This window comes from Streptomyces sp. DH24 (assembly GCF_029813775.1).
Taxonomy (GTDB): Bacteria; Actinomycetota; Actinomycetes; order Streptomycetales; family Streptomycetaceae; genus Streptomyces.
Window position 1 is genome coordinate 263620 of record NZ_JARVKW010000002.1, and the last position, 18088, is coordinate 281707.

Annotated in this window: 1 protein-coding gene; it reads right to left on the reverse strand. The window is 75.0% G+C overall.

The features are described 5' to 3' along the window. Nucleotides 1–15: 15 nt before the first annotated feature. Nucleotides 16–18051 (reverse strand): type I polyketide synthase, encoded by an 18036-nt coding sequence (locus tag QC282_RS02550; protein ID WP_279547494.1) that lies wholly within the window; start codon nucleotides 18049–18051, stop codon nucleotides 16–18. Nucleotides 18052–18088 lie beyond the last annotated feature (37 nt).

Sequence of the window (18088 nt, forward strand, 5' to 3'; positions counted from 1 at the left end):
CGCCGGGGTGCGGCGTCATCCCTCGAGTTCCCGGTCGATGATCGCGAACATCGAGTCCAGGGAGGCGGAGTCGATGTCGTCGTTGTCCTGCTCGGTTCCGGCGGCGCCGGGTTCGTCGTCGAGGCGCGCCATCATGGCCCGGAGGCGCTCGCGCATCTCCCTGCGTGCCCCTCCGTCCCGGTCGGCCAGGGCGAACACGGCTGTCTCCAGCCGGTCCAGGTCGGCGAGGCCCGGCGTGTCGCCGCCCTCGACGCGGTCCAGTTCGGTGCGCAGGTGGGCGGCGAGGTCGGCGACGGTGGGGTGGTCGAAGACGAGGCCGGCGGTCAGTTGCAGACCCGTCACGGAGTTGAGGCGGTTGCGCAGGTCGACCGCCGTGAGCGAGTCGAAGCCGAGTTCCTTGAAGGCGCGGGACGGGTCGACGGAGCCGGCGGAGGCGTGTCCGAGGACGGCCGCGACCTGCGACTGGACCACGTCCAGCAGCACCCGGTCCCGCTCCACCGGGCCCAGCCCGCGCAGCCGTTCCGTCAGCCCGTCGCCGCCGATGACGGTCGTGGTCGCCGCGCGTCGCCGTGCCCCGGCCGGCATCAGGTCCCGCAACAGCCACGGCACCTGGTCGCGCCGTTCGGCCGGCACGGACGTACGGAGGTCGACGGGAACGGCGGTCGGCTCATTGACGAGCAGCGCGGTGTCCAGCAGGGCGAGTGCCTCGTCGGTGGCCAGTGGCGGGAAGCCCTGCCGGCGCAGCCGCGCCACCTCGGCCTCCGCCAGCCGGCCGCCCATGCCGTCCGCGGTGTCCCACATGCCCCAGGCCAGGGACACGGCAGGCATGCCCTGGGCGCGGCGGGCGACGGCGAGGGCGTCCAGCACGCTGTTGGCGGCGGCGTAGGCGGCCTGTCCGGCGTTGCCCACCACCCCGGCGAACGACGAGAACAGCACGAAGGCGCCCAGGTCCTGGCCGGAGGTCAGCTCGTGCAGGTGCAGCGCCGACTCCGCCTTCGCCGACAGCACTCGCGCCAGCCGTTTTGGTGTCAGCGTGCCGACCAGACCGTCGTCGAGGACACCGGCGGCGTGTACGACGCCGCTCAGCCGGACGCCGTCCAGTACGGCGGCCAGCGCGGCCCGGTCGGCCACGTCGCACGCCTCGACGCGCACACAGGCGCCCAACGCGGTGAGGTCGGCGGCGAGTTCGCCGGCGCCCGGTGCCCCGGGGCCGCGCCGGGAGACCAGCAGCAGGTCCCGTACGCCGTGCCGGGTCACCAGATGCCGGGCCACCTCCGCGCCCAGACCACCCGTACCACCGGTGATCAGTACCGTGCCGGGCTTCTGCCACGGGGCGGGCAGGGACACGACGACCTTGCCGACGTGCTTGGCCTGGCCCAGCAGCCGCAGGGCCGCACCGGACCGCGCGATGTCGTACCCGGTGACCGTGATCGGCCGCAGCGCGCCCTGCTCGAAGAGGTCCAGGAGTGCGGCCCACATGGCGGCGATCCGCTCCGGGCCCGCGTCCATGAGGTCGAACGCGGTGTACGACACCCCGTACTCGGTACGCACCCGCTCGGCGTCCCGGACATCGGTCTTGCCCATCTCCACGAACCGGCCGCCGGGACGCACCAACCGCAACGACGCGTCCACGAACTCGCCCACGAGGGAGTCCAGGACGACGTCGACGCCGGGCTGGAACCGCTTCTCGAACTCGGTGGTCCGGGACGAGGCGATCCGGTCCTCGGCCACGCCCAGCTCCCGCACCACCGGCCACTTCGGCTCGCTCGCCGTGGCGTACACCTCGGCGCCCAGGTACTGGGCTACCTGCACGGCCGCCATGCCGACGCCGCCGGCCGCCGCGTGGATCAGCACCGACTCGCCCGCCCGCAGGCCGGCCAGGTCGACCAGGGCGTAGTACGCGGTGAGGAACACCACGGGCACCGACGCGGCCTGCTCGAACGTCCAGCCCTTCGGCACGCGGGCCAGCAGGTGCGCGTCGGTCACGGCGGACGGCCCGAACGCCCCGCACAGCAGGCCCATCACCCGGTCGCCGACCGCGAGGCCGGTGACGTCCGGAGCGATTTCGGTGATCACACCGGCGCCCTCGTAGCCGAGGCGGCCGGCGTCGCCGGGGTAGGTGCCGAGGACGTTGAGCACGTCGCGGAAGTTGACGCCGACCGCCCGGACCGCGACGCGGACCTGGCCCGGTGCCAGCGGGCGGGGAGCCTCGGGGACGAGCGCTACCCCGTCCAGGCGCCCTTCGGTGACGACGTCCAGTCGCCACGCGTCGCCCGCGCCGGCGGGCGGCACCAGCACGTCGTCGGACGCCATCCGTGTCAGGCGGGGCAGCCAGGCCCGTCCCTCGCGCAGGGCGAGCTGGGGTTCCTCGCCGGCGGCCAGTCGGCGGGCGAGCGTCCGGTGGGACGCGGGGTCGCCGTCCAGGTCGGCCAGGACGAACCGGCCGGGGTGCTCGCTCATCGCCGAGCGCACCAGGCCCCAGGCACCGGCGCCGGTCAGGTGCGTGCCGGTCCCCGCCGTGCGGTGGGCAGCCCCGACCGGCATCGCGTCGGTGGTCGTGACGACCAGACGCGATCCGGTGAGGCGCTCGTCCGCCAGCCAGGTCCGCATGGCACCCAGGAGATCAGCAATCCCACCCAGGACTTCACCAGAGTTGCCGGTGATCATCCCGGCCGATCCACCCGCACCGGACAGGGCACCCGTCATGGACGACGGGTCCGGCACGGACGGCGGTTCCGGCTTGGACGACGGGTCCGGCACGGACGGCGGTTCCGGCTTGGACGACGGGTCCGGCACGGACGGCGGTTCCGGCTCGGACAACAGGTCGGGCACGGACGGCGGTTCCGGCTCGGACAACAGGTCGGGCACGGACGACGGGGCCTGCCCGGACAGGGGGATTGCGCCCCGCCCCGCGTCCCGTACCGCCGGTCCTGGCACCGCCCCCGACCCGGCCCCCGGCACACCCAGGACGACCACGTCCGGCACCTCGGCGCCCGCGTCCAGCGCGGCGATCAGGGCGTCCAGGTCGCGGTGGTGGGTCACGGGCACGCCGGCGGCAGACCACGGGTCCCCGGCCCGTGCGTCGGGCGAGAGCAGGGCCCAACGGCGGGCGGGGAGCGGTTCGTCTGCGTCCGGGCAGTGGGGCGCGGCCACCCACTCCGTCCGGTACAGGTTGTCGGAGGCACCGGGCGCCCGGATGCCGGCGGCGGACACCGGCCGCAGCAGCAGCGACTGGACGGCGGCGACGGGTTCGCCGGCGGGATCGGCCACGCGCAGGGTGAACTCGCCCTCGCCGGTGGGCGCGAGGTGGGCCCGTACGGCCGTGGCGCCGACGGCCGTGAGCGACACGCCGGACCACAGGAACGGCAGCAGTGCCTCGCCGCTGTCCGGGGTGCGCAGGCCGAGCGCGTGCAGGACGCTGTCCAGCAGCGCCGGGTGCAGGGCGAACTCGGCGGCCCGTGCCGTGGCGTCCGACTCCGGCAGCGCGGCCTCCACGTACAGGTCCTCGCCGTGCCGCCACGCCCGGGTGAGGCCGCGGAACGTCGGCCCGTAGGCCAGTCCGGCGGCGGCCAGTCGCTCGTAGAGGCCGTCGAGCTGTCCGTCGCGGGGCAGCGGTTCGGCGCCGGTGGGCGGCCAGGCCCGCAGGTTCCAGTCGGGTTCGGTGGCCCGGGTGGTGAGGGTGGCGGTGGCGTGCAGGGTCCAGGGTGTGCCGACGGGGGCGGCGTCGGGGCGGGCGTGGATGCGCAGGGCGCGCGGTGCCGCGCCGGTGTCCGTCTCCTGCGGCGGGTCGACGGCGATCTGGATCTGTACGGCGCCGTCCTCGGGGAGGACCAGCGGCGCCCCCAGGACGAGTTCGGCGAGGTACTCGCAGCCGACGTGGTCACCGGCCTGGACGGCGAGTTCGAGGAGCGCCGTTCCGGGCACCACGACGCGCCCGGCGACGACGTGGTCGGCCAGCCACGGGTGACCGGTCGCGGACAGCCGTGCGGTGAGCAGCAGCGCGTCGGACCCGGCGACGGGGACGGCGGCGCCGAGCAGCGGATGTCCGGCGGTGTCGAGGCCGAGCCCGTCGGCGTCGGTCCGGGAGCGGCCGGGCCGCAGCCAGAACCGTTGCCGCTGGAAGGCGTACGTGGGCAGTTCCACCGGCCGTGCTCCGGTGCCGGCGAAGACGGCCGCCCAGTCGACGGCGGCACCGCGGACGAACAGTTCGGCGACGGCTCCGAGGAACGTCTCGGCCTCGGGGCGGCCCGCGCGCAGCACGGACACGGCCGTGCGGTCGGCGGCGGGTTCGACGCGGCTGGTGAGCACCGGGTCGGGGCCGATCTCCAGGAGCCGGACCGCGCCCTGTGCGGTCACGGTCTCGGTGACGGCGTCGTGGAACCGCACGGGCTGCCGGATCTGCCGTACCCAGTAGTCGGGGGTCGTCCAGTCGCCGTCGGAGAGTGCCGCACCGGTCAGGGTGCTGACGGCGGCCATGGTCGGCCGGCGGTAGTCGATGCCGGCGGCGATCCCGGCGAACTCGGCGAGCATCGGCTCCATCAACGGGGAATGGAAGGCGTGCGAGACGCGCAGCCGGGTGATCCGACGGCCACGCCCGGCTACGGCTGCCATCACACGCTCGACACCGGCCTCCGTACCCGAAACCACCGTGGCCTGCGGCCCGTTGACAGCCGCGACCGCCACATCCTCCGTACCCCTGAGCAGTTCGGCGACTTCCGCCTCGTCCGCCTCCACCGCAGCCATCGCCCCGCCCTCGGGAAGCGCCTGCATCAGCCGGGCACGGGCCGCCACCAGCCGCGCCGCGTCCGCGAGTTCGAAGACCCCGGCCACGTGGGCGGCGGCGAACTCACCGACGGAGTGACCGAGCACCACGTCCGCCTGGGCGCCCCACGACCGCAGCAGCGCAACGGAGGCGACCTGGAGAGCGAAGAGGGTCGTCTGCGCGTAGCCGGTGCGGTCCACTAGCGTCGCCGCCGGGCTGTCCTCGTCGGCGAACATGACGTCGCGGACGGGCGTGCCGAAGCCGCTGTGGTCCGCCAGTTCGGCGTCCAGCAGCTCGCACACCTCGTCGAGCGCGGCGGCGAACGCGGGGAACGCCTCGTACAACTCCCGTCCCATGCCGGGGCGTTGACTGCCCTGGCCGGTGAACATCCACGCCGTGCGCCCGTCCACCACCGATCCCGTGACGGTCGGCTCGGCGAGTCCCGCACGCAGACCGGGCAGGTCCCCGCCGAGCACCACCGCCCGGTGCTCCAGCACGGCACGCGTGGCCGCCAGCGACAGGCCGACGTCCAGCGGGTCCGCGTCCACCGACGCGAGCCGCTCCAACTGCGCCCGCAACGCCTCCGCCCCGCGCGCCGACACCACCCACGGCACGACCGGCAACCCCGCACCCGCAGGACCCGGCCGCACCTCACGCGAGGCCGGGGTTTCCTCGATGATCACGTGGGCGTTGGTGCCGCTGATACCGAAGGACGACACACCGGCCCGGCGCGGCCGTTCACCACGCGGCCACGCCCGCTCCTGGGTCAGCAGTTCCACCGCCCCCGACGACCAGTCCACGTGGGCGGTCCGCTCCTCGGCGTGCAGGGTGCGCGGGAGGACTTCCTCCCGCAGGGCCATCACCATCTTCACGAGACCGGCGACACCGGCCGCCGCCTGCGGGTGGCCCAGGTTCGACTTCACCGACCCGAGCCACAGCGGATCGTCGCCGCTGCGCGCCTGCCCGTAGGTGGCGAGCAGGGCCTGCGCCTCGATGGGGTCGCCGAGCCGGGTCCCGGTGCCGTGTGCCTCCACGGCGTCCACCTCGGAGGGTTCCAGCCGGGCGGCGGCGAGCGCCTGACGGATGACGCGCTGCTGGGACGGCCCGTTCGGGGCGGTGAGCCCGTTGGAGGCGCCGTCCTGGTTGACCGCGCTGCCGCGTACGACGGCCAGCACGGGGTGGCCGTTGCGGCGGGCGTCGGACAGCCGCTCCACGACGATCATGCCCGCGCCCTCGGCCCAGCCGGTGCCGTCGGCGGCGTCGGCGAAGGACTTGCACCGGCCGTCGGAGGCGAGCCCGCCCTGCCGGGAGAACTCCAGGAACATGCCCGGGTTCGCCATGACGGTCGCGCCGCCCGCCAGCGCCAGCGAGCACTCGCCACTCCGCAGCGCCTGGCAGGCCAGGTGCAGGGCGACCAGCGCGGACGAGCAGGCCGTGTCGACGGAGACGGCCGGTCCCTCCAGGCCGAACACGTACGACAGCCGTCCCGAGGCGACGCTCGGGGTGCTGCCGGTCAGCAGGTAGCCCTCGGTCTCGGCGTTCGCCTCGTGGAGGTGACCGCCGTAGCCGTTGCCGGACACGCCCGCGAAGACGCCGGTCGCCGAGCCGCGCAGCGACGTCGGGTCGATGCCGGCGCGTTCCAGCGCCTCCCAGGCGGTCTCCAGGAGCAGCCGCTGCTGCGGGTCCATGGCGAGTGCCTCGCGGGGTGAGATGCCGAACAGTTCGGCGTCGAAGTGCCCGGCGCCCGCGACGAACCCGCCGACGGCCGCGATGCCTTCCAGGGCGCGGGCGTCCCAGCCCCGGTCCGCCGGGAACGGCGTGATCGCGTCGCCGCCGGACACGACCAGCTTCCACAGCGCCTCGGGCGAGTCGACGCCGCCGGGGAAGCGGCACCCCATGCCGACGACGGCGATGGGCTCGTCGGCCCCGGCCGGCGCCGTCGCCGGCGCCGGCCTGTCGGTGGCCTCGTCGTCGCCCAGCAGTCGGCCGCGGAGGAACGCGGCGAGGGCGGCCGGGCTGGGGTGGTCGAAGACGAGGCTGGCGGGCAGGGCGACGCCGGTCGCGGATCGCAGACGGTTGCGCAGGTCGACGGCGGTGAGCGAGTCGAAGCCGAGTTCCTTGAAGGCGCGGGACGCGTCGATCGCCCCGCCCGAGGTGTGCCCGAGCACGGCGGCGGCCTGCCCCCGCACGGTGTCGAGGAGCGCCCTCTCCTGTTCCTCGGGCGGCAGCCCACGCAGCCGCGCGGCCAGTCCTTCTCCGCCGGCGTCGTCCGGCTGCCGTGCCTCACGGCGTCGTCTGCTCGCGGGCACGAGCTGGTGCAGCACGGCGGACAGCGCGTCACGCCCGGCCTCGGCGAGCGCCGGCATACGCAGGGCCACGGGGACGGCGACCGGCTCGTCGAGGAGCAGGGCGGCATCAAGGAGGGCGAGGCCGTGACCGGTCGCGAGGGCGGGGAAGCCCTGGCCGGCCATCCGGTCCAGCTCGGCCTTGGCGAGCGTGCCGCCCATGCCCTCGGCGGTCTCCCACATACCCCACGCCAACGACACACCGGGCAGACCCGCAGCGCGGCGGGACACGGCCAGGGCATCCAGGACGTTGTTCGCGGCGGCGTACGCGGCCTGACCGACGTTCCCGACCACGCCCGCGAAGGACGAGAACAACACAAACGCCGACAGATCATGGCCACGGGTGAGCTCATGCAGGTGAAGCGCCGATTCCGCCTTCGCGGCGAGGACACGCGCCAGCCGCTCCGGAGTCAGGTCCGCGATCAGACCGTCGTCCAGGACACCGGCCGCATGGACGACAGCGCTCAGCCGGACGCCCTCCAGGATGCGGGCCAGGGCTTCGCGGTCGGTGACGTCACAGGCCTCAACGGCCACCCGGGCGCCCAACCCCTCCAGCTCCGCCGCGAGTTCGGACGCACCCGGCGCCTCGGGCCCACGCCGGGACACCAGCAACAGATCCCGCACACCATGCCGACTCACCAAATGCCGGGCCACCTCAGCACCCAGCCCACCCGTACCACCCGTGATCAGCACCGTCCCCGGCCCCTGCCACGGAGCCGGAACCGAGACGACCACCTTCCCGACGTGCTTGGCCTGCCCCAGCAGGCGCAGGGCCTCCGGCGCCCGCGCGATCCCGTAGGCGGTGACCGGGCTGGGCCGCAGCGCGCCCCGCTCGAAGAGGTCCAACAGGGCGGCCCACATGGCGGCGATCCGGTCCGGGCCCGCGTCCATGAGGTCGAACGCGGTGTACGACACCCCGTACTCGGCCAGCACCTCCTCCGCGTCCCGGACGTCGGTCTTGCCCATCTCCACGAACCGGCCGCCAGGACGCACCAACCGCAACGACGCGTCCACGAACTCCCCCGCCAGGGAGTCCAGGACCACGTCCACGCCCGGCCGGAAGCGCTCCTCGAACTCGGTGGTGCGCGACGAGGCGATCCGGTCGTCCGGGACACCGAGGTCCCGCACCACCGGCCACTTCGGCTCACTGGCCGTCGCATGCACCCGGCCGCCCAGGTGGCGGGCCAGCTGCACGGCCGCCATGCCGACGCCGCCGGCCGCCGCGTGGATCAGCACCGACTCGCCCGCCCGCAGACCGGCCAGGTCGACCAGGGCGTAGTACGCGGTCAGGAACACGATCGGCACGGATGCGGCCTGCTCGAACGTCCAGGTTCCGGGCATCCGGGCCAGCAGCCGGGCGTCGGTCACCGCGGTCGGTCCGAACCCCCCGTCCAGCAGGCCCATCACCCGGTCGCCGACGGCCAGTTCCGCAACTCCGGGACCGGCCTCCAGGACGACTCCGGCGCCCTCGTATCCGAGGCGGCCGGCGTCGCCGGGGTACATGCCGAGGACGTTGAGCACGTCGCGGAAGTTGACACCCGTCGCGCGCACGGCGATGCGGACCTCGCCGGGCCCGAGCGGGCGCGGCTCCTCCGGGACCAGCGCGACACCGTCCAGGCGGCCCTTGGCGACGACGTCCATCCGCCAGCCGCCGCCCGCGCCGTCCGGCGGGAGCAGCACGTCGTCGGTCGCCGCCCGGACGAGGCGCGGGACGCGTACCCGGCCGTCCCGGACGAGGAGTTCGCCGTGGGAGCCGAGGCAGCCGGCCAGGGCGTCGTACGACTGCGCCGAGGCGTCCAGGTCCGCGAGGGCGAAGCGCCCCGGGTGCTCGCTCGCGGCGGAGCGCACCAGTCCCCACACGGCGGCCCCGGCGAGGTCCGTGGCCTCGGTGCCGACCGCGCCCGACGTGACGAACACGAGACGGGCCCCGGTCGGCCGGGGTTCGGCGAGCCAACCCCGCACGAGGGCGAGTGTCTCGGCAGCCACGTCGGTCACGGCGCGTCCGGCGGTACGTACGGGAACGAGCACGGTGCCGGGCGCGTCGTCGGCGTTCAGCGCGTCCGTGAGCGCGGTCAGGTCGTCGTAGTGGCGGACCCGGCCGTCCAGCGTCGGCGGGGGTGTGCCGAGCACCGCCCACGCCTCGGTCGAGCCGGGGGCGATGTCCGGCAGGGGCACCCAGTCGAGCCTGAACAGGCTGTTACGTACGGCCGTGGCGGCTGCCGACGCGGTGGCCGTCACCGGCCGCAGGAGCAGGGACTCGATGCCGGCCACGGGTGCGCCCGTGGCGTCGGCGACGCGGAGCGCGACGGCGTCCTCGCCCTGCCGCGAGACCCGGACCCGTACCGAGGACGCTCCCGTGGCCGTGAGCTCGACCCCCGACCACAGGAACGGCAGCGACGCCTGCGAACCGTCCCGCTCCCACAGCCCCAGGACGTGCAGCACCGCGTCCAGCAGCGCCGGGTGCACACCGAACCCCGCGGTGCCGCCCGCCACGGAGTCCGGCAGCGCCGCCGCCACGAACCACTCGTCGTCGCCGGACCGCCACACCTCCCGCAGCCCCCGGAACGCCGGACCGTACGACAGGCCCGCCGACCCCAACCGCTCGTACAGTCCGCCCACTTCGACCCGATCGGCCCCTTCCGGAGGCCACGCCCGCAGGTCCCAGTCCGGCTGGGCCCCGGACGCGCCCGGCGCCAGGACGCCCGTCGCGTGCAGTGTCCAGTGGTCGTCGGTGGTCGTGTCGGCGCGTCCGTACACGCTGAGCGGTCGCCGGCCGGCGGCGTCGGGGGCCTCGATGCCGAGCTGTATCTGGACGGCGTCCGTCTCGGGGAGGACGAGGGGCGCCTGGAGGGTGAGATCGTCGACGCGGTCGCAGCCGACGCGGTCGGCTGCGGCCAGGGCCAGTTCCAGCAGCGCCGTGCCCGGCACGATCACCGAACCGGCCACCACGTGGTCGGCGAGCCACGGGTGATCGGCGACGGACAGCCTGGCCGTCAGCAGCACGGCGTCCGAACCGGCGACCGGCACGGCCGCGCCCAGCAGCGGGTGTTCGGCCGCCGTCAGTCCCAGGCCACCGGCGTCCACGGCCGTACGCGGCGCGTCGAGCCAGTAGCGGCGCCGCTGGAAGGCGTACGTCGGCAGGGGCACCTCCCGCGCCCCCGTACCGTCGAACACGGCCGCCCAGTCGACGCGGGTCCCGCGTACGAAGAGTTCGGCGACGGCCGTGAGCAGGGCCTCCGGTTCGGGACGGTCCGTGCGGAGGGTGGCCGCGGCGACCGGGGCGTCGGCGGCCAGGGCGGTCAGGACCGGGTCGGGGCCGATCTCCAGGAAGCGGTTCGCGCCCTGGGAGGCCGCCGCGCCGAGCGCGTCGTGGAAGCGGACCGGCCGCACGATCTGCTCGGCCCAGTAGGCGGGTGTCGTCCAGTCGTCCTGGTCCAGTGCCGCGCCGGTCACGGTGCTCACGGCAGCCACCCGAGGAGGTCGGTAGGTCACCTGGGAGGCGACCTCGGTGAACCCCGCGAGGACGGGTTCCATCAGGGGCGAGTGGAAAGCGTGCGAGACGCGCAGCCGCGTGGCCCGGCGGCCCGCCGCACGCGCCCGCTCCAGCACCGCCTCGACGGCGTCCTCATCGCCCGAGACCACCACGGACGTCGGTCCGTTGACCGCGGCGATCACCGCGCCGTCCGGCAGCCGGCCGGTCACCTCCGCCTCGTCGGCCTCCACGGCGGCCATCGCGCCGCCCTCGGGCAGCGCCCGCATCAGCCGGGCGCGGGCCGCCACCAGACGTACCGCTTCGGACAGGTCGAACACCCCGGCGGCATGAGCGGCGGCGAACTCGCCGACCGAGTGCCCCAGTACGACCTCCGGAGCCATCCCCCACGACCGCAGCAGCGCCACCAGCGCCACCTGGACGGCGAAGAGGGCCGGCTGCGCGTATCCGGTGTCGTCCAGCGCCCCGGCGCGGGAGTCCTCGAAGAGCGCCTCCTTCAAGGGACGTTCGAGACCCAGCTCCGCGTCCAGCAGCTCGCACACCTCGTCGAGCGCGGCGGCGAACGCGGGGAACGCCTCGTACAACTCCCGTCCCATGCCGGGGCGTTGACTGCCCTGGCCGGTGAACATCCAGGCCGTGCGCCCGTCCACCACCGATCCCGTGACGGTCGGCTCGGCGAGTCCCGCACGCAGACCGGGCAGGTCCCCGCCGAGCACCACCGCCCGGTGCTCCAGCGCGGCACGCGTGGCCGCCAGCGACAGGCCGACGTCCAGCGGGTCCGCGTCCACCGACGCGAGCCGCTCCGACTGCGCCCGCAACGCCTCCGCCCCGCGCGCCGACACCACCCACGGCACGACCGGCAACCCCGCACCCGCAGGACCCGGCCGCACCTCACGCGAGGCCGGGGGCTCCTCGATGATCACGTGGGCGTTGGTGCCGCTGATACCGAAGGACGACACACCGGCCCGCCGCGGCCGTTCACCACGCCGCCACGCCCGCTCCTGGGTCAGCAGCTCCACCGCCCCCGACGACCAGTCCACGTGCGACGACGGCTCGTCGGCGTGCAGGGTGCGCGGCAGGCGCTCGGCGCGAAGGGCCATCACCATCTTGATGACACCGGCCGCTCCCGCCGCGGCCTGGGTGTGCCCGAGGTTGGACTTCACCGCGCCCAGCCACAGGGGTTCGTCCCGGTCCTCCCGCCCGTAGGTGGCGAGGAGGGCCTGCGCCTCGATGGGGTCGCCGAGCCGGGTCCCGGTGCCGTGTGCCTCCACGGCGTCCACGTCCGACGGTGCCAGCCGGGCGTTCGCCAGGGCCTGTCGGATGACGCGTTGCTGCGACGGCCCGTTCGGAGCGGTCAGCCCGTTCGACGCCCCGTCCTGGTTGACCGCGCTGCCCCGCACCACCGCCAGCACCGGCCTGCCCAGCCGACGCGCCTCACTCAACCGCATCAGCACCAAAACACCCGCACCCTCGGACCAGCCCGTACCGTCCGCACCCTCCCCGAACGCCTTGCACCGACCGTCCGACGCCAACCCACCCTGCCGCGAGAACTCCACGAACGTCGCCGGCGTGGCCATCACCGTCACACCACCCGCCAACGCCGCGTCACACTCCCCCGACCGCAACGACTGACACGCCAGATGCAAAGCCACCAGCGACGACGAACACGCCGTGTCCACCGTCACCGCAGGCCCCTCGAACCCGAACACATACGCCACACGACCCGAGAACACGCTGCCCGCATTGCCGTTGGCGAGGAGGCCTTCGACCTCGCTGGGCACGCTGTGCAGTCGCGCGTGGTAGTCGTGGTACATCAGGCCGGCGAACACACCCGTCCGCGAACCCCGCAGCGACAGCGGGTCCACACCCGCCCGCTCCAGCGCCTCCCACGACGTCTCCAGCAGCAACCGCTGCTGCGGATCCATGGCGAGGGCCTCACGCGGACTGATCCCGAACAACCCCGCATCGAACTCCGCCGCGTCATGCAGGAAACCACCCTCCCGCGCGGACGACGTGCCCGGCCCCGTATCACCGAACAACCCCGCCAGATCCCAGCCCCGGTCGACCGGGAACCCCGAGACCCCCTCACCCCCCGACGCCACCAACTCCCACAACGCCTCCGGCGAATCCACCCCACCCGGGAAACGGCACCCCATCCCGACGATCGCGATGGGCTCGTCCGGGCCTACCGGGGTTCGGCCGGGGGCGGCCGTGGTTTCCGTGGCGGCGGCGCCGAGGAGTTCCGTGCGGAGGTGGGCGGTGAGGGCGAGCGGGCTCGGGCGGTCGAAGACGAGGGTCGCGGGCAGGTGAAGGCCGGTGACCGTCTTGAGGCGGTTGCGGAGATCGACGGCGGTGAGGGAGTCGAAGCCGAGGTCCTTGAAGGCGCGGCCGGGGTCGACGGTCGTACTGCCGGGATGGCCGAGCACTCCGCCGACCGCCGTCTGCACGAGGTCGAGCAGCAGCCGGTCCTGTTCGTCCTGCGGAAGCGTGCGCAGGCGGCGTGCGAGGGCGTTCCCGGTGTCGGTGCCGGTGCGGGCGGCGGCGCGACGCCGGGCCGTCGGGATCAGGTCGTGCAGGACGGCGGGGATCGTCTCGCGGTGCGCGGCGAGGGCCGTGGTGTCGAGGGCGAGGGGTACCGTGACGGGTTCGTCGGCCAGGAGTGCCGCGTCGAGCAGCGTCAGTGCCTCGTCGGTGGGCAGCGGCGGGAAGCCCTGGCGGCGCAGCCGGGCCAGGTCGGCCTGCGCGAGCCGGCCCCCCATGCCGTCGGCGGTCTCCCACATGCCCCAGGCCAGGGACACGGCAGGCATGCCCTGGGCGCGGCGGGCGACCGCGAGGGCGTCCAGGACCGTGTTGGCGGCGGCGTAGGCGGCCTGCCCGGGGTTGCCGAGCACGCCCGCCACGGACGAGAACAGTACGAAGGCGCGCAGGTCCTGGCCGGCGGTCAGTTCGTGGAGGTGCAGGGCGGAGGTGGCCTTGGCGTGGAGCACGTGGGTCAGCCGGTCCGGCGTGAGGTCGGCCAGCAGTCCGTCGGCGAGCACGCCGGCCGCGTGGACGACGCCGCCGAGCCGTACGCCGTCCAGTGCGGCCGTCAGCGCGGCGCGGTCGGTGACGTCGCAGGCGAGGACGGCCACGCGGGCGCCGGCCTCCGTGAGTTCGGCGGCGAGTTCGGTGGCGCCGGGCGCCTGCGGGCCGCGCCGGGAGAGCAGCAGCAGGTCGCGTACGCCGTGGGCGGTGACGAGGTGGCGGGCGACGACGGCGCCCAGGCCGCCGGTTCCGCCGGTGACGAGCACGGTGCCCGACTCCGGCCAGGGCGCGGGGTGCGGGTCCGCCGCCGGTCGCGTCACGCGCGTCATGCGGGGTACGTGGACCCGGTCGCCGCGGACGAGGAGTTGGTCCGCGTCCAGGGCGGCGAGGGCGGCGCAGAGGGTGCGGTGTGCCTCGGGGGTGCCGTCGGTGTCGGCGACGGCGAAGCGGTCGGGGTGCTCGTTGACCGCGGTGCGGATCAGGCCCCAGACGGCGGCGCCCGCCGGGTCGGTGACGTCGTCGCCGGCCGCGCCGGTGGTGACCAGTACGAGGCGTGAATGCCGGAAGCGCTCGTCCCTGGCCCAGCGCTGCACGACGGGCAGGGTCGCGGTGACGGTCTCCGTTCCGTCCCCGGTGACGGGGAGGAGGACGGTGCGGGGCGCGGACGTGTCCGGGTCGGCGTCGAGGGCGGCCACGAGGGCGTCGAGGTCGCTGTGGGCGGGAAGGGCGGCCCAGGCCGTGGGGGCGTCGGTGAGCACCGCCCACGCGGGCTCGGCGGTGTCGTCGCGTGGCTCCGGCGGGAGGTCGACGGGGGTCCACTCCAGCCGGAAGAGGCTGCCTGCGCCGGTCGGGTGCCGGGTGTCCGCCATGCCGGACAGCGGCCGCAGTGTCAGGCCGTTCACGTCGGCGACCGGCTCACCGGTCTCGTCGGCCGCGTACAGCGTCACCGTGTCGTCGTCGTGCGGGGTGATGCGGACGCGCAGGCTGCGCGCGCCCACCGCGTGCAGCCGGACGCCGGACCACAGGAACGGCAACCGGGCCTGGTCCGCGTCCTGTTGTGCCAGTGCGAGGGTGTGCAGGGCGGTGTCGAGGAGGGCGGGGTGCAGGCCGAAGGCGGTGGGGTCGCCGGTGGTGTCGGGCAGTTCGGCCTCGGCGTACAGGTCGGTGTCGTGCCGCCAGGCGGCGCGCAGTCCGCGGAACGCCGGGCCGTAGTCGAGGCCCGCCTCGGCGAGCCGCTCGTAGAGGCCGTCGAGCGGGAGGGGTTCGGCCCCGGCCGGGGGCCAGGCCCGCAGGTTCCCGTCCGGGGACGGGCCGGCGGGGGCGAGGGTGCCGGTGGCGTGCAGGGTCCAGGGGGTGTCGGCGGGCGCGTCGTCGGGGCGGGCGTGGATGCGCAGGCCGCGGGTGCCGTCCGGGGTGCCGGGCTCGACGGAGATCTGGACGTGGGCGGTGCCGTGTTCGGGCAGGACGAGCGGGGCGTGCAGGGCGAGTTCGGCGAGGGTGCCGCAGTCGGCCTGGTCACCTGCCTGGACGGCGAGTTCGACCAGCGCGGTGCCGGGGACGACGGTCCGTCCCGCGACGGTGTGGTCGGCGAGCCAGGGGTGGGTGTCGGCCGACAGGGCGGCGGTGAGCAGGACCGTGTCGGTGCCGGCCGGGCGCAGGGTGGCGCCGAGCAGCGGGTGTGCGACGGTGCCGAGTCCGAGGCCGCCGGCGTCGGTGACGGTGCGGGTGGGACGCAGCCAGAAGCGGCGGTGGTGGAAGGCGTAGGTGGGCAGGTCGACGCGGCGGGCGCCGGTGCCGTGGAACATCTCGGCCCAGCCGACGGTGGCCCCGCGTACGTACATCTCGGCGAGGGCGGTGAGCAGCGACTCGGGTTCCGGGTGGCCCTTGCGGAGGACGGGCGCGGCGGCGGTGTCGAGGGCCGTCCGGGCGAGGCCGGTGAGGACGGGGTCGGGGCCGATCTCCAGCAGGCGGCTCGCGGACTGGCGGCCGGTGGCGGTGGTGAGGGCGTCGTGGAAGCGGACGGGGCGGACGATCTGGTCGGCCCAGTAGGCGGGGGTGGTCCAGTCGCCGTCGGCGAGGGCCCGGCCGGTGACCGTGCTGACGGCGGCGAGCGTGGGCGGGCGGAGGGTGACGCCGGAGGCGATGCGGGTGAACTCGGCCTGGACCGGTGCCATGAGGGGTGAGTGGAAGGCGTGCGAGACGCGCAGCCGGGTGACGCGGCGGCCCTGGGCGCGGGCGGCGGCCATGACGCGTTCGACGCCTTCCTCGGTGCCCGACACGACGACGGACGTCGGGCCGTTGACGGCGGCGACCGTGACGTCCGGAGTGTCGAGCAGCGGCGTGATGCCGGACTCGTCCGCCTCGACTGCGGCCATGGCACCGCCCTCGGGCAGGGCCTGCATCAGGCGGGCACGGGCGGCGACGAGGGTGGCGGCGTCGGCGAGGTCGAGGACGCCGGCGACGTAGGCGGCGGCGTACTCGCCGACGGAGTGGCCGAGGACGACGTCGGGGGTGGTGCCCCAGGAGCGCAGCAGTTCGACGGTGGCGATCTGCAGGGCGAACAGGGCCGTCTGCGCGTATCCGGTGCGGTCCAGGAGGGCGGCTTCGGGGCTGCCGGCGGCGGCGAACATGACCTGGCGGACGGGCAGTTCGAAGCCGGGGTCGTCGGCGAGGGCGGTGTCGAGGGTTTCGCACACGACGTCCAGGACGGCCGCGAACACCGGGTAGGTGTCGTACAACTCGCGGCCCATGCCGGGGCGTTGGCTGCCCTGGCCGGTGAACATCCAGGCGGTGCGGCCGTCGGTGACCGTTCCCGTCACGGCGTCGGGGAGCTGCCCGGCGAGGGCGGCGGTGCGCTCGCGCAGTTCGTCCGGGCCGGTGCCGAGGACGACGGCGCGGTGGTCGAGGCGGGCGCGGCCGGCGGCGAGGGACAGGCCGATGTCGGCGGGGTCGCCGGGGTGGCCGGCGAGGCGGGCGGCCTGGGCGCCGAGGGCTTCGTGGCTGCGGGCGGACAGCACCCACGGCACGACCGGCGGGCGGGTCACGGTGCGCGGCTCGGGTTCCGCGTCCTCGGCGGCCGGGGCCTCCTCGACGATGACGTGGGCGTTGGTGCCGCTGATGCCGAAGGCGGAGACTCCGGCGCGGCGGGGGCGGTCGCCGCGCGGCCAGGGGCGGGCCTCGGTCAGCAGGCGGACCGCACCCGCGGTCCAGTCGACGTGGGAGGACGGCTCGTCGGAGTGCAGGGAGCGGGGCAGCAGTTCGGCGCGCAGGGCCAGGACGGTCTTGATGAGGCCGGCGACGCCCGCGGCGGACTGGGTGTGCCCGATGTTGGACTTCACCGACCCCAGCCACAGCGGTTCGTCCCGGTCCTGGCCGTAGGCCGCCATCAGGGCCTGTGCCTCGACGGGGTCGCCGAGCCGGGTGCCGGTGCCGTGTGCCTCCACGGCGTCGATGTCGGCGGCGGACAGGGCGGCGGCCTCCAGGGCCTGGCGGATGACGCGCTGCTGGGACGGGCCGTTGGGGGCGGTGAGCCCGTTGGAGGCGCCGTCCTGGTTGACGGCGCTGCCGCGTACGACGGCCAGGATCGGGTGGCCGTTGCGGCGGGCGTCGGACAGCCGCTCCAGTACGAGGACGCCGGCGCCCTCGGACCAGCCGGTGCCGTCGGCGGCGTCGGCGAAGGACTTGCAGCGGCCGTCGGAGGCGAGCCCGCCCTGCCGGGAGAACTCCAGGAACATGCCCGGGTTCGCCATGACGGTCGCGCCGCCCGCCAGGGCCGTGTCGCACTCGCCGGACCGCAGGGCCTGGCAGGCCAGGTGCAGGGCGACGAGCGCGGAGGAGCAGGCGGTGTCGACGGTGACGGCGGGGCCCTCCAGGCCGAGGGTGTAGGCGACGCGGCCGGAGGCGACGCTGGGGATGCTGCCGGTGAGCAGGTGGCCCTCGGTCTCGGGGGTGGCCTCGTGGAGGTGACCGCCGTAGCCGTTGCCGGAGACTCCCGAGAAGACGCCGGTGCGGGAGCCGCGCAGCGTGTGCGGGTCGATCCCGGCGCTCTCCAGGGCCTCCCAGGACGTCTCCAGGAGCAGCCGCTGCTGCGGGTCCATGGCGAGGGCCTCGCGCGGGCTGATGCCGAACAGGTCGGGGTCGAACAGGGGCGCCTCGTGGAGGAAGCCTCCCACGGCGGTGGTGTCGCCGAGGGCGCTCAGGTCCCAGCCGCGGTCCTCGGGGACCGGCGAGATGCCCTCCCGCTCACCGGCGACGAGCTCCCACAGCGCCCCGGGTGTGGTGGCGCCGCCGGGGAAGCGGCAGCCCATGCCGATGACGGCGACGGGTTCCCGGGACGCGGTGACGAGGTCCTGGTAGCGCTGCCAGAGCCGGTCGTTCTCCTTGAGGGACTCCCGCAGGGCTTCGACGAGCTCTTCGGAGGATGCAGTCATGTCGTTCTCCACGGTCGCGGTGAGCGAGAGGGGCGGG